The following is a 20,879-nucleotide window of genomic DNA, read 5'->3' as shown; positions in this document are numbered from 1 at the left end:
AGGCCGGACGCGGCGGATGCCCCCTGGCCGCCCGGCCTGTCACGTACGCGACGGCCCTCCCCTGGGGTCCGTCGCGGCGCGTCGGAAGGCCGGCCGCCCCCAGACGGAGCAGGCCCGGACAGCGGCCTACCCCCGGGGACGGTGGGAGGAGCACAGCGGGGAAGGCCCCCGGGGAGCACACTGTTGCTCCCCGACGGGGGAGATGGTCTCCCGCTGTCGACCGGGCCGCGCGGGCGGCATATAAGACGCGCCGCGAACCCCCCTTTTTCTGGAAGCCGCGATGGACATCCACGACAACATCCTCACCGCGATTGGCAACACGCCGCTCGTCAAGCTCAACAAGCTCGTCGGTCCCAACGACGCGACGGTGCTCGTGAAGTGCGAGTTCATGAACCCCGGCGCGTCCATCAAGGACCGCATGGCGCTGTACATCATCGAGAAGGCCGAGCGGGAGGGGAAGCTCAAGCCCGGCGGCACCATCGTGGAGAACACGTCCGGCAACACCGGCATGGGCGTGGCGCTGGCGGCGGCGGTGAAGGGCTACAAGTGCATCTTCACCATGCCGGACAAGATGTCCCTGGAGAAGATCAACCGCCTGAAGGCGCTGGGCGCGCAGGTGGTGGTGACGCCGACGAACGTGCCGGCCGAGGACCCGCGCAGCTATTACGAGACGGCCAAGCGCCTGCACCGCGAGACGCCGGGCGCGTTCATGCTGAACCAGTACCACAACCCCGACAACATCGAGGCGCACTACTCCCTCACCGGCCCGGAGATCTTCGAGCAGACGGGCGGCAAGGTGGACTACTTCGTCTCCGGCCTGGGCACGGGCGGGACGATGAGCGGCGCCGGCAAGTTCCTCAAGGAGAAGATCCCCGGCCTGAAGAACGTGGGCGTGGACCCCGAGGGCTCCGTCTACGAGGGCTACTTCAAGACGGGCAAGCTGACCGAGCCGCACGTCTACAAGGTGGAGGGCATCGGCGAGGACATGCTGTGCGGCGCCATGGACTTCAAGGTCGTGGACGACGTGCGCCAGGTCGATGACCGCCAGTGCTTCACCGCCGCCCGCCGCCTGGCGCGCGAGGAGGGCATCTTCGCGGGTGGCTCCTCCGGCGCCGCGGTGCACGTGGCCGTGCAGCTGGCGAAGGAAGTGGGCAAGGGGAAGACCATCGTCGTGGTGCTGCCCGACTCCGGCAGCAGCTACATCAGCAAGTTCCACTCGGACGAGTGGATGCGCGACAACGGCTTCGCCGAGGACAAGGGCACGGGCACCGTGCGCGACATCCTGGGCAGCAAGCAGCGCGACGTGAAGACGGCGCGCAAGGGCGACCGGGTGGACCAGGTCGTGGAGACGATGCGCGGCCATGGCATCAGCCAGATGCCGGTCGTGACCGAGGACGGCCGCGCGGTGGGCATGGTGCACGAGTACGACCTGCTCAACGCGCTGGTCGCCGGGAAGGTGAAGTTCGCCGACAGCATCGACGCCATCGTCGCCCCGCTGCAGGGCGCGCTGTCGCTGGACACGAGCATCGCGCGGCTGCGCGAGGTGTTCGCGCAGGACAACGTGGCCGTCGTGAAGGACGGCGAGAAGGTCGTCGCCATCGTCACGAAGATCGACCTCATCGACTTCCTGCACCGCACCGCGGCCTGACGCCGCGCCTCCGGGCACGGACGTCGCGCACAAGCAGGGCCTCCCGCCATCACGGTGGGAGGCCCTTCTTGCTTCCAGGGAGGACTCGTCAGCCGTTGCCGAGGCCGTTGTCTTCAGGTGGCTCGGGCTTGCGCTTCTTGAACTGTCGCTCGGGCGACTCCCCATCATCATCCTCCTCGCCGTCGGGCAGGTTCCACCGCAGGGCCAGGGGCGCGTAGCGACACGTCAGGTGCCTGCCCGCGAGCTGGTCCAGCGCCGTCAGCGGGCGACGACAGTCCGAGCAGCGCTCCTCCTTCCGCTTCCGCTCGCGATGGGCGTAGACGGACTTCTGGCGGAGCACCTCGACGATGACGCCGTTGTGGTCGCTGTAGGCGTAGGCCTTGCCCTCGAGCTCGGTGAACTTGTCCGTCAGCCCGTGGAAGACAAATGCCGGGTTCGCCTTGGAGTCGTCCTCGTCGAACCCGAACACCTTGCCGTCGCGGACCACCGCCGTCATGTGCGGCGTGCACGCGATGTCGAAGTGCGTCTTGAAGGTGCTGTTCGTGCCGGAGATGCTGAACACGTTGTGCCCGCCGAAGCCGACGAGCTCCTGCTTGTCGTCGAGCACGCTCGACACCCAGTCCTCACCTCCGAGCTGGTTCTTGAGGGTGCTCTTGACGAAGTCGCTCGTGGGTTGATTGGTGTCGCCCATCACCAGGTCGAGCTTCTCCTTCGTGGTGACGTTCTTGGCGTTGTTCGCCAGATACTTGATGACCCGCGTGCTGTCCTTGCAGATGGCATTGGGCGTGTGCACGAACGCCATCAACCAGCCCATGACCCGCAGGATGACGCAGCGGGCCTGCTCGTCCTTGTTGTCGTTGGACGTGAGCGTGTACGGGAACATCTCGATGTCGCTGTCGCGGAGGTTCAGGTCCTCGCGCAAGAGGACGGTGAAGCGGTGGCGTGAGTCCCCCGTGGGGTTCATCCCCGTGACGACCCGATAGCCCCCCACGGAGCTGACGCCCAGGTCCTTGAGCAGGTCCGTCGTGAAGGCCTCGCCCAACACGATGATGTCCGGCAGGCGCACGCTGGGGAGCTCGCCCCTGGAGCGCGTCCTGTTCATCACGCTCTTCGTGATGGTGTCGATGACGCCCTTCATGAAGCTCAGGAGCAGCGCCTTGCCCTCACCGGGCTCCTTGCGCTCCTTGTCGTAGCGGGACGAGAGGGCCTTCGACTCGACCTGGGTCGCGAACTGGATGGTCGACGAGGGGAAGGTCATCTTCTTCGCGACCAGGTCGTAGACGGGCGTCTGGAAGGTCAGCGTCTGGTTGTTGTCCAGGGGGTAGATCTCCCCCACGTTGGACTGCGCCCCGTGCTTGAACGAGTTGCCCATGAGCGCCGTCCCCAGGGAGTCCTCCTTCTTTCCGGTGGATTCCAGCGACTGGTAGACGATGATCATGTCGTGCTCCCCCCAAGGCCCGTGGCAGGCCAGACCGCGTGAGCCTAGCCGGGCGGTGTCCGCGCGGAAAGGCTGGGGCCGGTCGGGTCATTCATGTCCGAAAACCGCGAGCGTGCGGAGCACGCGGGTGACACTGTCCGAGGCATGGACCTGCTCGACACAGACGCCTGCTACCGCGCGCTCCAGTCGCGGGATGCCCGCTTCGACGGCCGACTCTTCGTCGGGGTGACGTCCACGGGCATCTACTGCCGCCCTGTCTGCCCGGCCCGCACGCCGAGGAAGGAGAACTGCCGGTTCCACGCGTCGGCCGCCGCCGCGCAGGAGGAGGGCTTCCGGCCGTGCCTGCGCTGCCGCCCGGAGACGGCGCCGGACCTGGCCTCGTGGCGGGGCACGTCCAACACCGTGTCGCGCGCGCTCGCGCTCATCGCGGAGGGCGCGCTGGACGGCGGCGAGGCGGGCGTGGACGCGCTGGCGGAGCGGCTGGGCGTGGGAGACCGGCAGCTGCGCCGCCTGTTCAAGCAGCACCTGGGCGCGACGCCGGTGGCCGTGGCGCAGACGCGGCGCGTGCTCTTCGCCAAGCAGCTCATCCAGGAGACGCACATGCCGCTGTCCCAGGTGGCACTGGCCTCGGGCTTCGGCAGCATCCGCCGCTTCAACGAGACCTTCCAGGCGCTCTACCAGCGGGCGCCGGGCGCGCTGCGCCGCAAGAGCATGACCGAGCAGCCCGCGGACGCGGGCGTGACGCTGCGGCTGCGCTACCGGCCCCCGTATGACTGGGCCGCGATGCTCGCCTATCTCTCCGCGCGCGCCATCGAGGGCGTGGAGCGCGTGCACGGCGCAAGCTACCAGCGCACCGTGTCCCAGGACGGCGCCTTGGGGACGGTGGAGGTATCCCACGAGCCGGGGCGCAACAACCTGGTGGTGTGCATCCGCTTCGCGCGCGTGCAATCGCTGCCGGCCATCGTCGCGCGCGTGCGGCGCGTGTTCGACGTGGGCGCGGACATCGAGGCGATTGGCGAGCACCTGTCGAAGGACCCGTTCCTCGCGGGCCTCGTGGCGCAGCGGCCCGGCCTGCGGGCTCCGGGCGCCTGGGACGGGTTCGAGCTGGCGGTGCGCGCCATCCTCGGACAACAGGTCTCGGTGGAGGCGGCGCGCGGGCTCGCGGGGCGACTGGTGGCGCTGTGCTGTGAGGGGCCCGTGGAGGGGTTGCCCTCGGGGCTGACGCGGGTGTTCCCGTCACCGGAGCGCGTGGCCCACGCGGACCTGGGCGCGCTGGGCATGCCGTCCGCGCGCAAGGCGGCCCTCAAGGCCATGGCCGAGGCGGCGCTGGCGGACCCGCTGTTGTTCCAGCCGTTCGGCACCGTCGAGGAGGGCATCGCGCGGCTGCGCTCCATCCGCGGCGTGGGCGAGTGGACCGCGCAGTACATCGCCCTGCGCGCGCTGCGCGAGACGGACGCGTTCCCCGCGAGCGACGTGGCGCTCCTGAGGAGCGCGGCCACGGACGAAGGCGCGCGACCCACGCCCGAGGCGCTGCTGCGACGCGCGGAGCCCTGGCGGCCCTGGCGGGCCTACGCCGCGCAACACCTGTGGGCCGCGGATCCGGGTCCGCGCCCTCGCCTTCCGGAGGTGCGCCATGGCTGAGACGACGGCACGATTCCTCATCGACAGGACGGACACGCCCATCGGCGAGCTGGTCATCATCGCGGACCGCGAGGGCCACCTGCGCGCCGTGGACTGGACGGAGCACGAGGCGCGCATGCTCCAGTTGCTGCGCCTGCACTACGGCGAGAAGGGGTATACGCTGGAGGCGGCGAGCGATCCGGGCGGGCTCACCGCCACGATGCGCGCGTACTTCTCCGGCAAGCTCGACGTCATCGACACGCTGCCCGTGAGGACCGCGGGCACCGACTTCCAGCGCGAGGTGTGGGCCGCGCTGCGCTCGATTCCGTGTGGGAGCACTGTCTCCTACTCGGAGCTCGCGCGCAGAATCGGTCGGCCCGCGGCGGTGCGCGCGGTGGGACTGGCCAATGGAGCGAACCCCGTGGGCATCGTCGTGCCGTGTCATCGCGTGGTGGGCGCCAATGGCTCGCTCACGGGTTATGGAGGTGGCATCCAGCGCAAGCGCTGGTTACTCAGCCACGAGTCCAGGGCCCTGCCCCTCTTGAAATCCTGACGTCGACGCGGGCCCACTCCCCCACACCCCTCGAGGACCACCCCATGCCTGTCGCGCCTCCCGATTCGATTCGAGCCTTCCGCCAGCTGCACGAGGCGGGGCTGTTGTTGCTGGTCAACGCCTGGGACGCGGGCAGCGCGCGCGTCATGGAGAGCCTGGGAGCCAAGGCGCTCGCCACCACGAGCGCGGGGGTGGCGTGGGCCCAGGGGTACCCGGACGGAGACGCGCTGCCGGTGAGCCGGTTGCTCGACACCGTGGCCTCCATCGCGCGCGTGGTGAAGGTGCCGCTGACAGTGGACATGGAGGGCGGTTACTCGGACGACCCGAAGGCGGTGGGTGAGGTGGCGCTCGGCGTGCTCGACGTGGGGGGCGTGGGCATCAACCTGGAGGACGGCTCCGGGAGCGCGGACCTCTTGTGCGCGAAGATTGAAGCGGTGAAGCGCGCGGTGGCCGGGCGCGGGCTGGACCTGTTCATCAACGCGCGCACGGATGTGTTCCTGAAGGGCATCGGTCCGGCGGACAAGCGCGTGGAGGAGACGCTGTCGCGGGCGCGGCGCTACAAGGCGGCGGGCGCGGACGGGCTCTTCGTGCCGGGCTTGAAGACGCCCGCGGAGATCAAGGTCGTGACGTCCGAGGCCGGGCTGCCGGTGAACCTCATGGCGATGGCGGGGCTGCCCGCCGCGTCGGAGCTCGCCACGCTCGGCGTGCGCCGCGTCAGCGCCGGCGCCGGCATGGCCCAGTCCATCCTCGGCCGTGTGGCCGCGCTCACCACGGAGTTCCTGCGAGACGGCGCCGCCGCCCCCGCGCCGGAGGCGGGCATCTCCTACCCGGTGCTCAACAAGCTGATGGCGGAGCGCTGACCGGCCCCCGCGAAGGGCATCGCCCGTCTCCCTCCATCGCGCGCGGCGGCCGGTGCGCGACGCGTTGAGGTGCGAGACCTCGGCACGACCCGACGCGCGAGGGGCTGCCCCCGGGCTCGCGTCTCATTGCCCCGGGGACCTGCCCGGGTCACGACAAGCGGGTGGCCGGGTGGGAGCCCCGGCTCGCGATGCGCCAAGGCGCGAAGCCTCGGAGCGACCTGATGCGCGAGAGGACGGCCGCACGGGCTCGCGAACCCTCGCCCCGAGGCGCCCTACTTCGCCGCGCTCCCATCGGGCCGCCGGGCGAACAGCGCGTTGGCGACCTCCGTCATCACCACCTCGCCGTGCTGGTTGCGCACCTCGAAGCGGAACTTGATGGCACCCCGGTCCGCCTTGCTGCGCGACGGCGTGGTGGAGAGCACCTCGAAGCGCGCGGTGAGCGCATCACCGGGACGCACGGGCTTGAGCCAGCGCAGCTCGTCCAGGCCCGGTGAACCCAGGCTCGCGGTCTTGCTCAACAGGTGCTCCACCGCCAGCTTGTGGCAGATGGACGCGGTGTGCCATCCGCTCGCGATGAGTCCTCCGAAGATGCCCTCGCGCCCGCCCTCGTCGCTCAGGTGGAAGGGCTGCGGGTCGAACTGCTTCGCGAAGGCGATGATCTCCTCGCGGGAGACCACGTAGGGGCCGGCCTCACTCGCCTCGCCGGGTTGGAAGTCATCGAAGTAGCGCATGACCTCTTCCATAGGCCGCTCGACGTGCCTCGGCAACGCCTTGCGCCCCCTCCCCGCCCACCACACCGATTGCTCGATTTCCTCATTAAGTGCGCTTCATGACAGACTGGCGGAGCCTCATCCCGACATCACCAAGGAGACACGGATGTTCGCGAAGCTCGAGCGCCAGCGGTCCCTGTTCATGTTGCTGTGCACCCTGCTCGTGGTGGGGCTCGCCGCCCTGTCCACGGGGGAAACGCCCGCCGCGCTCGCTCAGGACGCGGGCGAGACGACCTGTGAGGAGACGGTGAGCCTGCCGCCCTCGGACATGACGCTCGCCACCAGCGAGCACTCCAATGCGGCCTGTCGCCCCACGTGCGTGGGCCCGTGCTGGTTCTGTCTGCTGGGTGTCTGTGAAAACCGCTGCATGTAGCCCGGGCTTGACTCGTCCGATGTTTCGGCGCGACGCGCTCTGCCGGCTCACGCGCGAGCGCCCGTGGACAACCGCGGTGGGGCTCACATGAGCAGCCTCTCGCCCCTCCAGTGCAACAGGAGGAGCACCGCCGAGGAGTGAGAGGGCGCGGGCCATTCGAAGCCCGCGCCCCTTTAAGGACGGGGAAGCAAGACCTCGCCCGCCACCTCGAGCGCCGGCTGCTGGCCGAGCACCCCGACACCGTCGTCATCAACCGGTGTCCGAAATGCGGCGCCCTCGCCAGGCCCCCACCGCCCGACAATGCCGCGCCTGTCCCCACACCTGGCGCGAGACGAGTCACTGACCCAGGCGCATATCGTTCACCGGAACCCGGGTAGGACACGGAGAGAACCCATCTCTCCGAGATTACCTGTCGCGTAGGGCGCTAGACTTCGGGCCCTATCTCGCCAGGAGGAATCGAATGGGTGTCAGGACATGGCTGGCCGCGCTGGGCGTCACCTTCGCGGGGCTGGGCTGTGGCTCGGATGGAGCGCGCGGCGCCGAGGGACTCCAGGGGCCGCAGGGGCCTCAAGGTCCCCAGGGGCCGAGTGGCACCGGCTGGGAGGTGGGCGAGGGGCTGGCGTTGGAAGGCAACGTCCTGCGAGTGCGCTACGACGGCGCCAACGCGCCGGTGCCGACCAGCGACCCGAGGCTCACCGACGCGCGAGCGCCCCTGGCGGGCAGCGCGCACTACGTGCAGAACACCACCGCCGCGCAGACGGGCTCCTTCGCGCTCACGGGCTCAGGCACCACCCACGGCCAGCTGTCGACGCGCTCGGACCTGCTCGTCGACGCGGCCTCCACCGTCGAGTCGCCGAGTCCGCTGCTCAGGGTGCTGAACACCACCTCGGCGGGCGCGAGCTGGAAGCAGTTCCCGGTCTTCACCGTGGACTCGGCGGGAGGCCTGGTGGCGAGCGGCGAGGTGGACAAGGGGCTGCTCCCGGTGTCGGGCGCGGGCACCCGCCTGATGTGGGCGCCGGGCCTCGCGGCGTTCCGCGCGGGCTACACGGAGACGCAGTGGGACGACGGCAGCGTCGGCAACTTCTCCTGGGCGGGTGGCTATCGCTCGCTGGCCAAGGGGGCCGCGTCGTTCGCCATGGGGAAGGACAACGTGGCGCGCGGTGACAGCTCCATCGCGCTGGGCGCAGGGAACACCACCAGCGAGGTGGGCACCATCGCGATGGGGAGCGGCAACAACGTCACCGGCCTCTCCGCCATCGGGCTCGGCACCGGGAACACGGTCTCGGGCCGCGGCGCGCTGGCGATCGGCGCGAGCGTCCAGGCCACCGGCAACTACAGCTTCGCGCTCGGACAGGACGTGTCGACGAACGGGAAGACGGGCGCGTTCATCTGGGGAGACCGCTCCGGCGTGAGCACGGCCAGCATCGTCAACGACAACCAGTTCATGGTCCGCGCCGCGGGCGGTGTCATGTTCTACACGAGCGCCAACCTGGGCTCGCGCTGCGAGCTGCGCACGAACTCCGCGGGGTGGGAGTGCTCGTCGGACCGGAACCTGAAGGAGGACTTCCGCCAGGTCGACGGCGAGGCGCTGCTGACGAAGGTCGCCAGGCTGCCCATCTCCACCTGGCGCTTCAAGGGCGAGGCGAACGAGGTGCGTCACCTGGGGCCGGTGGCGCAGGACTTCCACGCGGCGTTCGGCCTGGGCGCGGGGGACAAGACCATCGGCCAGCTGGACATGGACGGCGTCAACCTGGCCGCCATCCAGGCGCTGGAGGTCCGCACGCGCGAGCTGCGAGAGAAGACCGCGGAGGTCGATGCGCTCAAGAGCGAGCTCGCCGAGCTCAAGCGCGGCCTGTCCCGACTGGAAGCCGCCATCCAGGCGAAGGACTCGCGGCACTGATGAGGTGAAGGCTCGCCACGGCGCACGTCCGCCGTGGCGAGGACTCAGGCGCTACGGGACCTCCTCCGCGCTGAGCACGGGCGGCTCGGGCGCATCGGCCACGTCCTCCAGCCGGTCCGCGGGAGGCAGCGGAGGCCGGGCCCGCAGGCTCTCCGGCATGCGGGCCGGGTCGTCGACGGGACCGGGCACTGTCTCCATCGCTTCGAGCTTCGTCGTCGTCATCCACGTCGTCGGCAGCGTCTTCGTGAGCGTGAGGGTGTCGCGCACGGTGCCCGTGGAGGTGATGAGCCGCGCCGTCAATGTGCCGCCATCCACGATGACATCCATGAAGCCGTACACCTGGTTGTCGCGCAGCGCCGTCCACGAGGGCTGGCTGCTCGGGAAGGAGCGCAGCGTCGCGCCGCCGCTGCCGACCACGACGTAGGGGATTCCGCGCGTGCCCGACGGCGCCACCGCGTCGCCCTTCATCGGCTTGCTGCGCTCGTAGTTGTGGTCATGCCCCGTGAGCACCAGGTCCACGCCGTGCTTCTCGAACATCGGCGCGTAGGCGCGGCGCACGGTGAGCTGGGAGCCATGCTCGCCGCTGGACCAGGCCGGGTGGTGGAAGAAGACGACCTTCCACGGAAGCTTGCTCGCCGCCAGGTCCTGCTCGGCCCACGCCTGCTGCGCGGACGCCGAGCACCGGTCCGAGGACGCCATGCCGATGGCGCAGTTGGAGTCGAGCGCCACGAAGTGCACGTTGCCCCAGTCGAACGAGTAGTAGCGCTCGCTCTTGGCGGGGTTGTTCGCCGGCAGGTAGAAGTTGTCGAGGTAGGGCTGGCCCTGGCTCGTCACGTACTCGTGATTGCCCAGCACGGGGAACACCGGCACCTCGCGCAGCAGCGTCGCCATGGGCTTGAACATCCGGTCCTGGAACTCCTGGTCCGTGCCGGAGGAGTAGGCGTTGTCCCCCAGGGCGACGAGGAACTCCCCGCGCCACTCGGGCTTGTTCATCACCGCCATCACCTTCGACTGCGCGGAGCCGCCCGTGCCGAAGTCCCCCATCGCCGTGAAGCGCACGCGCGGCGTCCCCGGAGCCGACGCCGTGCGGAACGTCCGCAGCCCCGTGACGGAGCCGCACGCCTCCACGCTGTACCCATAGGACTGTCCCGGCTGCAGCCCCTCCAGCTTCACCGCGTGACGCCAGCCCGCGACGGTGGCCGTCGCCGTGCGCGCCAGCAGCGAGCCGTCGCCGAAGCGTATGAAGGGCGTACACGACACACCCGAGCGGAACGCGATGATGGCGCTCGTGGGCCCCACGCTCTGGAGGTACGGCAGGCGCGGCAGCACGGGCCCCGAGTCCGCCGTGGGCGCGGGCGGCACCGTGCGCTCACCACACGCTCGCGCCTCGGTGATGGAGGCCCAGTCGTTCACCGTGTTCCCGTTCACGGTGACGCGCACGTAGCGCGCCTGACGCGCGCTGAACGCATACGTCTGCGCCTTCGTGTTCAGCGCACTGTCTCCCGCGAGGGCCTGGGTGAAGCTCACGCCGTCCACGGACGTGGAGAGGACGAAGTGGTTCTGTCGTTCGTTGCCGCGGTGCCACGCCACGGTGACGCCCGCCACGGACTGCGGCGAGCCCAGGTCCATCGTGAGGAACGCGCCCACGCCCGGCCCGCTCCAGCGCGTCGACACATCATCGTCCTGCGAGTTCGCGGCGACGCTGCCCTCACCGTCATCGCCACTCGCCGTCGCCAGCTGCGTGGTGAGGATGCGGCAGTCGGGCGCCGTCAGCGGAGTCCCGGCGACGTCGGAGGCCTCGGGAGCGGGCGTCTCGACGGGGGCGGACTTGTCGGGAGAAGAGAGGGGCTCGTCACAGCCGGAGGCGGCCGAGCACAGCACGCCCAGCAGGCAAGCGGAGAGAATCGGTCGGTTGCTCATGGTCGGCCCCCAATCGACCCGCACCGCTGAACATTCCGACACCCGACAGTCGCGCATCCTCCCAGGCGGCTGGGCAGCCGAGCGCGAGCCGCGGCCGTCAGGGCGCGCACGGACGAAGGGCCTCCATGCGCCCCACGAAGAGGGAGCAAGGAGGCCCTGGGTCAGCGGCCTGCTGGTCGGGGACGCGGGCTACTTCGCCGCGTCGAGCGCCTGGGCCAGGTCATCGATGAGGTCCTGCGCGTCCTCGATGCCCACGGACAGGCGGATGAAGCCGTCGGCGATGCCGAGCTTCTCGCGCGTCTCCTTGGGCACGGAGGCGTGGGTCATGATGGCCGGGTGCTCGATGAGGGACTCGACGCCGCCGAGCGACTCCGCGCACGCGAAGACCTTCACCGTCTTGAGGAAGGTGCGCGCCGACTCCAGGCCGCCGTGGATGTCGAACGTCAGCATGCCGCCGAAGCCCTTCATCTGCTGCTTGGCGAGCGCGTGCTGCGGGTGCGTCTCCAGGCCCGGGTAGGTGACCTTCTTCACCTTCGGGTGCGTGGCCAGGTACTGGGCCACCTTCATCGCGTTGTGCGCGTGGCGGTCCATGCGGACGTGGAGCGTCTTCACGCCGCGCAGCACGAGGAAGCTGTCGAACGCGCCGGACACGCCGCCCACCGCGTTCTGGAGGAAGTACATCCGCTCGGCGACGTCATCGCGGCTGGTGCAGACGAAGCCGCCCACCACGTCGCTGTGGCCGTTGAGGTACTTGGTGGTGGAGTGCGCCACCACGTCGAAGCCGAGGTCCAGCGGGCGCTGGAAGTACGGCGTCATGAACGTGTTGTCGGCGACGGCGAGGATGTTGTGCTTCTTGGCGACCTGGGCGATGGCGGCCAGGTCGATGAGCTTGAGCATCGGGTTGGTGGGCGTCTCCACCCACACCATCTTCGTCTTCGAGGTAATCGCCTTCTCGAAGGCGCCCGGCTGGGACAGGTCGACGAAGGAGAAGTTCAAGCCGCAGCGCTTGTAGACCTTGTCGAACAGGCGGAAGGTGCCGCCGTACACGTCGTCGGAGACGATGACATGGTCACCGTGATCCAACATGTGCATCAGCATGTCGGTGCCCGCGAGGCCGGAGGCGAAGGCGGCGCCGTACTTCGCGCCCTCGAGCGCGGCCAGGCAGTCCTGGAGCGCCTTGCGGGTGGGGTTCTGCGTACGGCTGTACTCGTAGCCCTTGTGTTCCCCCGGCCCGTCCTGGACGTAGGTGGAGGTCAGGTAGACGGGGGTCATGATGGCGCCCGTCGTGGGGTCCGGCTCCTGGCCGGCATGAATGGCGAGGGTGTCGAAGCGCATGGCGGGGGGACTAACACAGGCCCCCGGGCCGTGCATCAGCACCTCCGCATTACTCGAACTTCCCGTGCCGCCCGGCCCCCTTCGCGAAGCGGGTGGCCCCTGGGACGGACTCGGACTCCAGCACCTTGACGCCCCGGAGGAACTCCTGACGCAGTGCTTCTTCCAGGGAGAGGCCTCCCTGGGCGTAGGCCGAGGCGCGGTCCGCGTTCATGCAGGCCTGGGGGAAGGCGGCCACCTCCCGGGCGAGCGCCTCGGCGGCCTTACGGGCCTGGCCCTTGGGGACGACGCGGTTGACCAGCCCCATGCCCAGCGCCTCCTGGGCGGACACGGGGCGGCCGGTGAGGATGAGGTCCAGGGCCCGGGACAACCCGATGAGCCGGGGCAGGCGCACGGTGCCGCCGTCGATGAGCGGCACGCCCCAGCGCCGGCAGAAGACGCCGAGCACCGCGTCCTCCTCGACGACGCGCAAATCGCACCACAGCGCGAGCTCCAGGCCCCCGGCGACGGCGTGGCCGCTGATGGCCGCGATGACGGGCTTGCCCAGCACCATGCGCGAGGGGCCCATGGGGCCGTCGCCGTCCATCTGGAGGCGCGGCATGCGGCCTTCGGAGACGGCCTTGAGGTCCGCGCCCGCGCAGAAGGTGCCTCCGTCGCCGTGGAGGACGCCGACGCGCGACTCCGTGTCCGCGTCGAACGCGCGGAAGGCGTCCGCGAGGAGCTGCGCGGTGGCACCGTCCACGGCGTTGCGCACCTCGGGACGGTGGAGGACGACGGTGGTGACGGGGCCGTTCTTCTCGGTGCGCACGCTCATGGCGCGGAGTCTTCTCCGCGCGCTGCCGCACCGCAATCACCTCGGCGCGCGGACGCCCCTGTGCTCGGCGAGGACACCTTGCGGCGAGGGTGATGGCGCAACCGCATGCTCACGGCCACAAGGCTTCTGCCTTCGCTGCCGCACCACAATCACCTCGGCGCGTGCGCGTCCTCCCCTGCCCTGTCCGAGGACGCCTCGCGGATGAGCCGCGCCACCGCGCGCAGGTCCTCCACGAACGCCTCGCGCTGCCGCTCCCGGGCCTCCGGGTCCGGCGCTCGCAGGATGGACGAGGGGTGCACCGTGGCCACGACCACCGGTGCCCACGCGGAGGGAATCGGCTGCCCTCGCTGCTGCGTCACGCGGAAGTCCTTGCCGAGCAGCGCCTGCGCCGCGGTGGCCCCCAGGCACACGAGGAGGTCGGGGCGGAACACCTGTATCTCCGCCTCGAGCCACGGCAGGCACGCGCGCACCTCGGTGGTGTTCGGCTTCGCGTGGATGCGGCGCTTGCCGTCCCCCGTCCACTTGAAGTGCTTCACCGTGTTGGTGACGTACACCTGCGAACGGTCGATGCCGGCCTCCTCCAGCGCCTCGTCCAGCAGCCTGCCGGACGGCCCCACGAAGGGCCTGCCCTCACGGTCCTCCTGGTCTCCAGGCTGCTCGCCCACCAGCATCACCCTGGGGCCTGGACCGGGCCTCCCCACCGGCTCGCCGAACACGGTCTGCGTCCCCGTCTTCCACAAGGGACACGCCTGACAGCCCGAAGCGGCTTCTCGGAGCTTGTCGTACGTCGGAGACTCAGGGATGAGTGGGGCCGCGGTGGTCTGGACGGAGGGACGCTTGGGCATGGCTGACCCACAAGGTATTCACGGCAACGGCGGCGACGACGCGGCACCCCAGGCGGAGGCCGGCATGTTCGCCAACCGGCTGCGCAAGGGCTCGAAGCACTTCCGCAGGTGGGCTCGCGCCCAGGGGCTGACGGCCTTCCGCGTCTATGACCGGGACATTCCCGAGTACCCCTACGCGGTCGACATCTACGGCGACTGCGTGCACGTCACCGAGTACCCACGCCGCAAGGCCCTCAAGTCCGGCACCGCGCAGACGCAGCGCGAGGAGGTCCTCGCCGCGGTGACCCAGGTGCTCGAGACGCCCGCCGAGCGCGTCTTCGTCAAGACGCACACGCCCCAGCCCTGGGGCCGCGCGCAGTATGGCCGCGTGGGCGAGGGCAGCGGTCGGCTCGTCGTCGAGGAGCGCGGCCTGAAGTTCTGGGTCAACCTGGGCGACTACCTGGACACCGGCCTCTTCATGGACCACCGCGACACCCGCCAGCGCGTGCGCGAGGAGGTCCGGGGCAAGCGCTTCCTCAACCTCTTCGCGTACACGGGCGCGTTCACCGTCTACGCCGCCGCCGGCGGCGCCGCGAGCACCGTGACGGTGGACCTGTCCAACACGTACCTCGACTGGGCCGAGGACAACCTGGACCTCAATGGCCTCGCGGACGCGCGCCACGAGCTGGTCCGCGGAGACGCCAAGGCCTGGGTCGAAGCCCAGGCCCGAGGCCCCGAGCGCTACGACCTCATCGTCTGCGACCCGCCCTCCTTCTCCACCTCGAAGAAGATGACGGGCTCGTTCAACGTGCAGCGCGACCACGTGCGCATGCTGGACGCGCTCCGGACACTGCTGTCCCCAGGAGGCGTCCTCTACTTCTCCAACAACTTCCTCGGCTTCCAACTGGACGCCAAGGCGACGCGCGGCTGGAAGTCCGTGGAGGAGCTCACGCCCGGCTCCATTCCCGAGGACTTCCAGCGCAAGGACATCCACCGCTGCTGGCGGATGGTGGCGCCCTGACGAAGCGAGGGCGCCACCCGGGGCGTCATCCCACTACAGCCAGCACGCGTTCTCGACGCAGCGCTCGCCCGCGGGGCACTCGCAGTTGGCCACGCAGGCCTGGCCACTGCCGCGGTTGACGGGCTTGCACACGCCGTCGGTGCACGCGTGGTTCTCCGGGCACTCGCAGTTGGCGCGGCAGACGTTGCTGGTGCCCGCGTCGGGAGGCGGAGGCGTGGGCGCGCGGCAGGAGCCGTTGGTGCAGACCTGACCGGAGGGGCAGTCACAGTTGGCGGAGCAGTACGTGCCCGGCCCCGCGTCGGGAGGCGGAGGCGGCGGCTGCGGAGGACGGCAGTAGCCGCTGGTGCAGACCTGACCGGAGGGGCAGTCGCAGTTGGCCATGCACGTCTGGCCCGGCTCCGGCTGCGGCGAGCGGCACTGGCCGTTGGTGCAGACCTGGCCGGAGGGACAGTCGCAGTTGGCGCGGCACTCACCGCCGTGGGGAATCGGCAGGCAGTAGCCGATCTGGCACGAGTAGTCCTCGGGGCACTGCGTGGTGGACTCGCACTGCGCCCGGCACTGGCCGTCCACGCAGTCCTTGCCGTCCGAGCAGTCGTACGCCCAGCGGCACGCGTTCGGGTCCGGAGGCCGCGGACGGCACACGCCGGAGATGCACGCCTCGTCGCCGGAGCAGTTGGAGTCCGTGGAGCAGCCGCGCACGCACTGGTTGTTGATGCAGTAGTTGCCCGCGCCGCAGTCCGCATTCATCCAGCACGCGGGGCCGGGGCCCGCGTCCGTCGCGGGACCGCCGTCGATGCCGCCGTCGGGGCGGGAACCGCCGTCGGGGCGCGACCCACCATCCGGACGAGGACCACCATCGGGAGTGCCCGCGTCGGGGCGCGGCGTGGAGGAAGGCGTGCAGAAGCCGCCCTCACAGCGACCACTGGGGCACTCGCCGTTGCGGACGCAGGGCTGGGCACAGAAGTGGTCGAGGCAGATCTGCGTGCCGGGACACTCGAGCGAGGAGGAACACCGCTGGGTGCCGGAGCCGGTGTCACGACAGATGCCGCCGATGCAGAACTGGTCACCGTCACAGTCGGCGTTGGTGGAGCAGTAGCAGACGTCCTCGTCGTCCATCCAACTGTCGTCGGGCTCGTGGATGATGCAGCCTTGGAGGAAGGCGAACAGCACGAGCAACGGCGCCAGCAGGCGCCGCAGGGGGTTGTGCCTCATGAGCGGGGACTCCGAGCTACGGGGAACCGGTCCGGCCACCGGGTGGGTTGTCCGGTTTCACCCGCGTTGGACTCCGAGGCGCTGACGGCTGATCAAAAATCTTTTTTGATCGTCCCACGCCGCCGCGGCGACCCAGGGGCACGGAGGTAGTGTGCTGACCTGGACCTTTCACATGGACGGTGGGGCGCTCCTGCAAGGGGGAACCTCGCGGCGGGTCCCGGAGGGAGAGCGTCCAGTGATTCTCCGTGATGCCCAGGCACTGGCGACCGCCGCCTCGCCCGAGGAGCGCCCTGGGCCGGGTCCGGCCATACCTCCCACGTCGGATGAGCCGCAGCTGCGGCTGCTCGTGAGCCGGCTGCAGGACGGGGACCTCACCGCCTTCGAGCGTCTCTATGAGATGACGAAGGTGGACGCGGCGCGCACCTTGCGGCACCTGGTGGGCAATCGCGTGGACGTGGAGGACCTGCTCCAGGAGACGTACCTGCGGCTGCTCACGGCGGTGAAGGGCTATCGGGGTGAGTCGCGCTTCCGGACGTTCTTCTATCGGGTGTGCTCGAACGTGGCGCTGTCGCATCTGCGATGGAAGCGCAGGAGGCCGGAGGACTCGGTCGCGGAGCCACCGGAGTGCGAGTCTTCGGGCGAGGACCCGGAGGCCGCGGCGCAGCGCAGGCAGGCGGCCCGGCTGGTGGAGCTGGCGCTGGAGCGGCTCAAACCCAAGAAGCGAATCGTCTTCGTGTACTACGAGCTGTGCGGAATGAGCCCGGACGAAATCGCCGAGGCCGTGGGAAGCGCTCCCAACACCGTCCGCAGCCGGCTGCACCACGCGAGATTGGAGTTCAACGAGGCCATGCAGCGACTGCTCGCCACCCGCCGCCCTGGAGGCCCGTATGGCTCACCCTGAGGCAGGGGCGCTGTGGTCGCTGGCGGCCCAAGAGCTGAGCGCCGAGGACTCCGCGCGCATCCGGGCGCACCTGTCCGAGTGCCCCGCGTGTGCCGCGCAGTGGGAGCAGGTCCGCGTCAGTCGCGCCGTGCTGCACGAGGCCCGGCAGGTGGAGCCCGTGGTGCGCTGGGACGCGGTCGGCACGGCCCTCAGGGCCAAGGTCGCCGCGAGCACGGAGGCGAAGCGCACGCGGTGGCCGTGGGCGCGGACCGACGCGACCGCGAGCACGGGGGCACAACGCTCGCGGTGGCCGTGGGCACGAACCGACGCGACCGCGAGCACGGGGGCGCAATTCACGCGGTGGCCGTGGGCACGAACCGACGCGGCCGCGAGCACGGGGGCACAACGCTCGCGGTGGCCGTGGGCACGAACCGACGCGGCCGCGAGCACCGGGGCACAGCACGCGCGATGGCCGTGGGCCCTGGCACTCGCGGGGGCCTGTGCGGTGGCGCTCGCGTTCTTCCTCGTCAGCACGTCAGCGACACGCGGAACGCCCACGAGCGAGGTGCTCGCGGGAAAGGCGGCGACGTCGGACGAGGCGCTCGCGGGACGGACGATCGAGTCCGCCGGCACGGGTAAGGAACTCGCGGGGCAGACGAGGTCGACAGACGAGGCGCTCACGGGACAGTCCGGGGCCACGGGCAACACGTTGGCGGAGCTGACGACCTCCACGGAGAGCGCGGTGGAGTCGCTCGCGATGGACGGCAACCCCGCGAGGGCCGACAGCGTTCCGGGAGCGGTGCTCAAGGAACAGGGCGGTCAGGAGCACGAGCTGCGCGCCGGGATGCGATTGCGCTCGGGGGTCGCGGTGAAGACGCCCGCGACGGCCTCCGCGATGTTGCGGCTTCCGGATGCGAGCCAGGTCCGCGTGTCCGCGGGCTCCGAGGTGGAGCTGTCGAAGGCCGAGCCGAGCGACGTGCACCTCACGGTGCATCAGGGCCGCTTGTCGGTGAAGGCCTCGCACGCCGAGCGGCGCGGCTTCCGCGTGGACGTCGCGGGCCTGCGCGTGTCCGTGGTCGGCACGGTCTTCACCGTGGAGCGCACGGCGCTGGGCGCATCCGTGGCGGTGTCCGAGGGCCGCGTGCGAGTGGAGCTGGAGGGACAGCCCACGCGCATGGTCAGCGCGGGCGAGCGCATCGAGCTGCGCTCCCATGACAAGGCGCTGAAGCAGGAGAAGTTGTCCCAACCGGACCGCGAAGCGCTGGAGGTGTTCGAGCGCCCGACGGAGTCCTCGACCCAGGATGTCGGCACCACGGTGCCCACCGCCGCGAACCCTCCCGCGCGAGCGCAGGACGTGTTGCCCGCGGTGGCCCACGCGCCGCAGGCTCCGAGCACGGTGAAGTCCGCCGTCGCGACGACGCCGGTGATGAAGGCGCAGTCGAAGAAGCTCGTGGTCGCGTCCCTCTCGCCGCCACGCGAGAGCCCCCCTGCTCCCGAGCTGCCCGGCACCGTGGCCGTGCCGCCCGACACAGAGGACACGCCCCAAGGCGAGCCTCCCGCCGTCGTGGCCACGACCCAGCCGCCGCCCTCGCCCCTCGATCCGTCACAGGACTTCGCGCCCTACCCGGCCCCATCGGTGACGGAGCGGATGACGCCGCCACGCGCGCCCGCCACTGCACCCTCGCAGCCCACGAAGGTGGCGGAGGCCACGCCACCGAAGAAGGATGACCACACCCCCAAGGCGCTCCTGTCGAAGGACGCGGACGAGCGATTCCTCGGATACGCGCGGCTCCAGCTCAGTCAGCGCAGCTGTGAGAACTACCTCGCCGGCCTGGAGGAGATCGCCGACAAGAGCCCGCGCAAGAAACACCGCGAACAGGCGCGCTACCTGCGCGCGCGCTGCTTCGAACAGCGACTCCAGGGACAGGACGCGAAGCTCGAGTACCGTCAATACCTGAAGGAGTTCCCGCGAGGCCGCTACGTACGCGAGGCGGGGGCGGCCATCCTGCCGTAGCCCCCCAAGCAGCACTTCAATGCCGGGCACGCGCGCCCGGAACAAGTGACGGCGCAGCCGGGGCGATCCATCGCCAACAAAACCAGACACCCGAGGCGCTGTACTCGCGCCCCTGTCAGACTGAAGTCAACCGCCGTCCCGCATCAGCCCTCGGTGCCGGTGCGCTGCTTCACGCGCTTCATCGGCTCGCTCGCCCGGCCTCGCTCCACCAGCACGCGCAGCACGGACTCCAGCGCGCGGATGCGCGTACCCGCCCGTCCCGGAGCCCAGCGCGGCACGTCCGGCCCCGAGAGCAGCTCCATCGCGTGCTCCACTCCGCCCGCCTTGCCCTCGAGCGCGCGCGCCGTGGCCAGCCGCACGTTCCTCGCGGGCCTGCGCGCCACCCCACCCTCCCACAGGAGGTCGAGCGCGAACGTCGTCCACACCGCCAGCTCATCCTCCGGACGAAGGAACTGCTCGAACCGCGCCAGCGCCGCGGCCCGAGTCTCGCCCGCGCGCAGCACCTCTTCCGACAGCTCCACGTGCAGCGTCGTGCTGCGGGCCAGCGGCCGCTCCGGCGCGATGATGGCCTCGAAGCGCTCTCCCGAGGCGGGGCGGCTGGCCACCACGTGCACCAGCTCGGCCGGGATGTCCGCGCCCGTCGGGTGCGCGTTGGCCTCGCCGTAGAACACCACCAGGTTCTCGAAGGCCTGCGCCAGCGAGCGCAGCTCGAACGGCGGACGCCACGGGCCGTAGTGGATTCGGCGGCGATTGGGCGAGGTCCGCGTCGCCTGACGCCCCAGTTGCGTGTCGACCATGTACTCGAACGCGCGCAGCATCGTGTCGAACTTCTCCGGCTGACCCTCGAGCAGCCCGAGGATCTCCACCACCGCCTCGATGGTGGACACACAGTGGTCCGCCGGCTCCGCGCGGATGCGGTAGTTGCTCGGACGCCGAGGCACGAAGCCGATGCGCGGCAGCCCCGCGAGCACGGGGTTGCGCGACACGACCTTCTTCGCCTGCGGCCACGTCCCGTCCACGACGATGAGCGTCTTCGGCGGACGCGCGCGCGCGGCCTCCACGGAGATGGCGTCCTCGCCCGGGAAGAGCACCGCGACGGAGTCCGGGTCCTTCGCCAGCTCCTCCAGCCGGGAGTGGCCCGTGAAGTCGACGCCCTGATGAATCTCGGAGTTGGCCAGCGCCAGGTGCGCCATGCGCGCGGTGCCGATGGCCACGCGGCGCTCACGGGGGTGCTGGAGGAAGACGACGCGGGTGCGCGTGTCCAGCCGGGGCGGCAGTTGCGAGCAGTAGCAAGCGCTCTCGGGGCGGTGGCAGCGAAGACAAAGGGAACGCACAGCCCGGCTTTACGGCACGGCCCGGAGCCGGGCAAGCACTGCCGGTGCAGGGGCCCGCCGCCAGCCAGGGCGCCAGGCGCCCCGTGGGGAAGAACCCACCCAAGCCCCCTCCAGCCGGGGTACACAGGCCCCCTGTGAACCTGCTGCTGCTCTTCGACGAGGACTTCCTGCCGGACGGCACCGCCCGGCTCACCGGCCGCCGCGCCCAGCACGCCCGGGAGGTGCTGCGCGCCGAGCCCGGTGAGTCCCTGCGCGTGGGGCGCCTGGGCGGCCTGACGGGCTCGGGCGAGGTGCTGGAGAACAGCCCCGGCGTCCTCCACCTGCGCTGTCTCTTATACCCATCTGACGCTGCCGACGAAGCTAGAA

17 protein-coding genes are annotated in these 20,879 nt (G+C 70.5%); 9 read left to right on the top strand and 8 right to left on the bottom strand.

Annotation, left to right across the window (positions count from 1 at the left end; all coding sequences use genetic code 11):
* Positions 1-280 precede the first annotated feature (280 nt).
* The gene (locus tag FL311_RS21670; protein WP_141327558.1) at positions 281-1,648 is read left to right on the top strand and encodes a pyridoxal-phosphate dependent enzyme; all 1,368 of its coding nucleotides are present in this window, start codon (positions 281-283) and stop codon (positions 1,646-1,648) included.
* 88 nt (positions 1,649-1,736) lie between these two features.
* Here FL311_RS21670 and FL311_RS21665 read toward each other — a convergent pair whose 3' ends face one another.
* A complete protein-coding gene (locus FL311_RS21665; RefSeq protein WP_141327557.1) occupies positions 1,737-3,086 on the bottom strand; it encodes a hypothetical protein in 1,350 nt (449 codons plus the stop codon).
* A 93-nt stretch (positions 3,087-3,179) separates the two neighbouring features.
* Between FL311_RS21665 and FL311_RS21660 the strand changes: the two genes are divergently transcribed.
* The 3 genes from FL311_RS21660 to FL311_RS21650 are packed head-to-tail and all read left to right on the top strand — an operon-like array spanning position 3,180 to position 6,119.
* Entirely contained in the window at positions 3,180-4,727 is a 1,548-nt protein-coding gene (locus FL311_RS21660) for an AlkA N-terminal domain-containing protein (RefSeq protein WP_305036164.1), read from the top strand.
* Positions 4,720-5,259, top strand: coding sequence for a methylated-DNA--[protein]-cysteine S-methyltransferase (ogt, locus tag FL311_RS21655; RefSeq protein WP_194869306.1), 540 nt, complete (start codon positions 4,720-4,722; stop codon positions 5,257-5,259). Before FL311_RS21660 ends, ogt begins: the two co-directional genes overlap by 8 nt.
* A 44-nt stretch (positions 5,260-5,303) precedes the next feature.
* Positions 5,304-6,119, top strand: a complete 816-nt coding sequence (locus FL311_RS21650) for an isocitrate lyase/phosphoenolpyruvate mutase family protein (RefSeq protein ID WP_141327556.1) — start codon at positions 5,304-5,306, stop codon at positions 6,117-6,119.
* 272 nt (positions 6,120-6,391) lie between these two features.
* On the opposite strand, the gene FL311_RS21645 is transcribed toward FL311_RS21650, so the two are convergent.
* Positions 6,392-6,850 (bottom strand): MaoC family dehydratase, encoded by a 459-nt coding sequence (locus FL311_RS21645; RefSeq protein WP_074958070.1) that lies wholly within the window; start codon positions 6,848-6,850, stop codon positions 6,392-6,394.
* A gap of 145 nt (positions 6,851-6,995) precedes the next feature.
* Here FL311_RS21645 and FL311_RS21640 point away from each other — a divergent pair, with 145 nt between their 5' ends.
* Together FL311_RS21640 and FL311_RS21635 are read left to right on the top strand one after the other, a co-directional pair.
* Positions 6,996-7,262, top strand: a complete 267-nt coding sequence (locus tag FL311_RS21640) for a hypothetical protein (protein ID WP_141327555.1) — start codon at positions 6,996-6,998, stop codon at positions 7,260-7,262.
* Between the two features lie 460 nt (positions 7,263-7,722).
* The gene (locus FL311_RS21635) at positions 7,723-9,162 is read left to right on the top strand and encodes a tail fiber domain-containing protein (protein ID WP_141327554.1); all 1,440 of its coding nucleotides are present in this window, start codon (positions 7,723-7,725) and stop codon (positions 9,160-9,162) included.
* Positions 9,163-9,213: 51 nt separating this feature from the next.
* On the opposite strand, the gene FL311_RS21630 is transcribed toward FL311_RS21635, so the two are convergent.
* From FL311_RS21630 to FL311_RS21615, 4 genes are all read right to left on the bottom strand, one after another.
* Positions 9,214-11,082, bottom strand: a complete 1,869-nt coding sequence (locus tag FL311_RS21630; RefSeq protein WP_141327553.1) for a metallophosphoesterase — start codon at positions 11,080-11,082, stop codon at positions 9,214-9,216.
* Positions 11,083-11,271: 189 nt separating this feature from the next.
* Entirely contained in the window at positions 11,272-12,417 is a 1,146-nt protein-coding gene (locus tag FL311_RS21625; protein WP_141327552.1) for a cystathionine gamma-synthase, read from the bottom strand.
* Between the two features lie 49 nt (positions 12,418-12,466).
* Complete coding sequence (locus tag FL311_RS21620; RefSeq protein WP_141327551.1) at positions 12,467-13,228, bottom strand: crotonase/enoyl-CoA hydratase family protein; 762 nt, start codon at positions 13,226-13,228, stop codon at positions 12,467-12,469.
* Positions 13,229-13,377: 149 nt separating this feature from the next.
* On the bottom strand, positions 13,378-14,073 hold the full coding sequence (locus FL311_RS21615) for a UdgX family uracil-DNA binding protein (protein ID WP_141327550.1): 696 nt from the start codon (positions 14,071-14,073) through the stop codon (positions 13,378-13,380).
* On the opposite strand from FL311_RS21615, the gene FL311_RS21610 reads away from it, so the two are divergent.
* Positions 14,030-15,073: a class I SAM-dependent methyltransferase gene (locus FL311_RS21610; RefSeq protein WP_141327549.1), complete on the top strand. Its 1,044-nt coding sequence runs from the start codon at positions 14,030-14,032 to the stop codon at positions 15,071-15,073. The two genes, FL311_RS21615 and FL311_RS21610, sit on opposite strands and share 44 nt — an antisense overlap.
* Positions 15,074-15,106: 33 nt before the next feature.
* On the opposite strand, the gene FL311_RS21605 is transcribed toward FL311_RS21610, so the two are convergent.
* The gene (locus FL311_RS21605; protein WP_141327548.1) at positions 15,107-16,285 is read right to left on the bottom strand and encodes a hypothetical protein; all 1,179 of its coding nucleotides are present in this window, start codon (positions 16,283-16,285) and stop codon (positions 15,107-15,109) included.
* Between the two features lie 235 nt (positions 16,286-16,520).
* Here FL311_RS21605 and FL311_RS21600 point away from each other — a divergent pair, with 235 nt between their 5' ends.
* Positions 16,521-17,186: an RNA polymerase sigma factor gene (locus FL311_RS21600; RefSeq protein WP_194869305.1), complete on the top strand. Its 666-nt coding sequence runs from the start codon at positions 16,521-16,523 to the stop codon at positions 17,184-17,186.
* The gene (locus FL311_RS21595) at positions 17,173-19,179 is read left to right on the top strand and encodes a FecR domain-containing protein (RefSeq protein WP_141327546.1); all 2,007 of its coding nucleotides are present in this window, start codon (positions 17,173-17,175) and stop codon (positions 19,177-19,179) included. The genes FL311_RS21600 and FL311_RS21595 overlap by 14 nt, the downstream gene beginning before the upstream one ends.
* A 143-nt stretch (positions 19,180-19,322) precedes the next feature.
* Here the strand turns inward: FL311_RS21595 and FL311_RS21590 are convergent, their stop codons facing one another.
* The gene (locus tag FL311_RS21590) at positions 19,323-20,513 is read right to left on the bottom strand and encodes a tRNA-uridine aminocarboxypropyltransferase (protein ID WP_141327545.1); all 1,191 of its coding nucleotides are present in this window, start codon (positions 20,511-20,513) and stop codon (positions 19,323-19,325) included.
* Between the last annotated feature and the right edge of the window lie 366 nt (positions 20,514-20,879).

The organism is Myxococcus sp. AB025B, from assembly GCF_006518215.1.
Taxonomy (GTDB): domain Bacteria; phylum Myxococcota; class Myxococcia; order Myxococcales; family Myxococcaceae; genus Myxococcus; species Myxococcus fulvus.
Note: the sequence above shows the minus strand (reverse complement) of the source record. Positions and strands in the feature narration are given on the sequence as shown.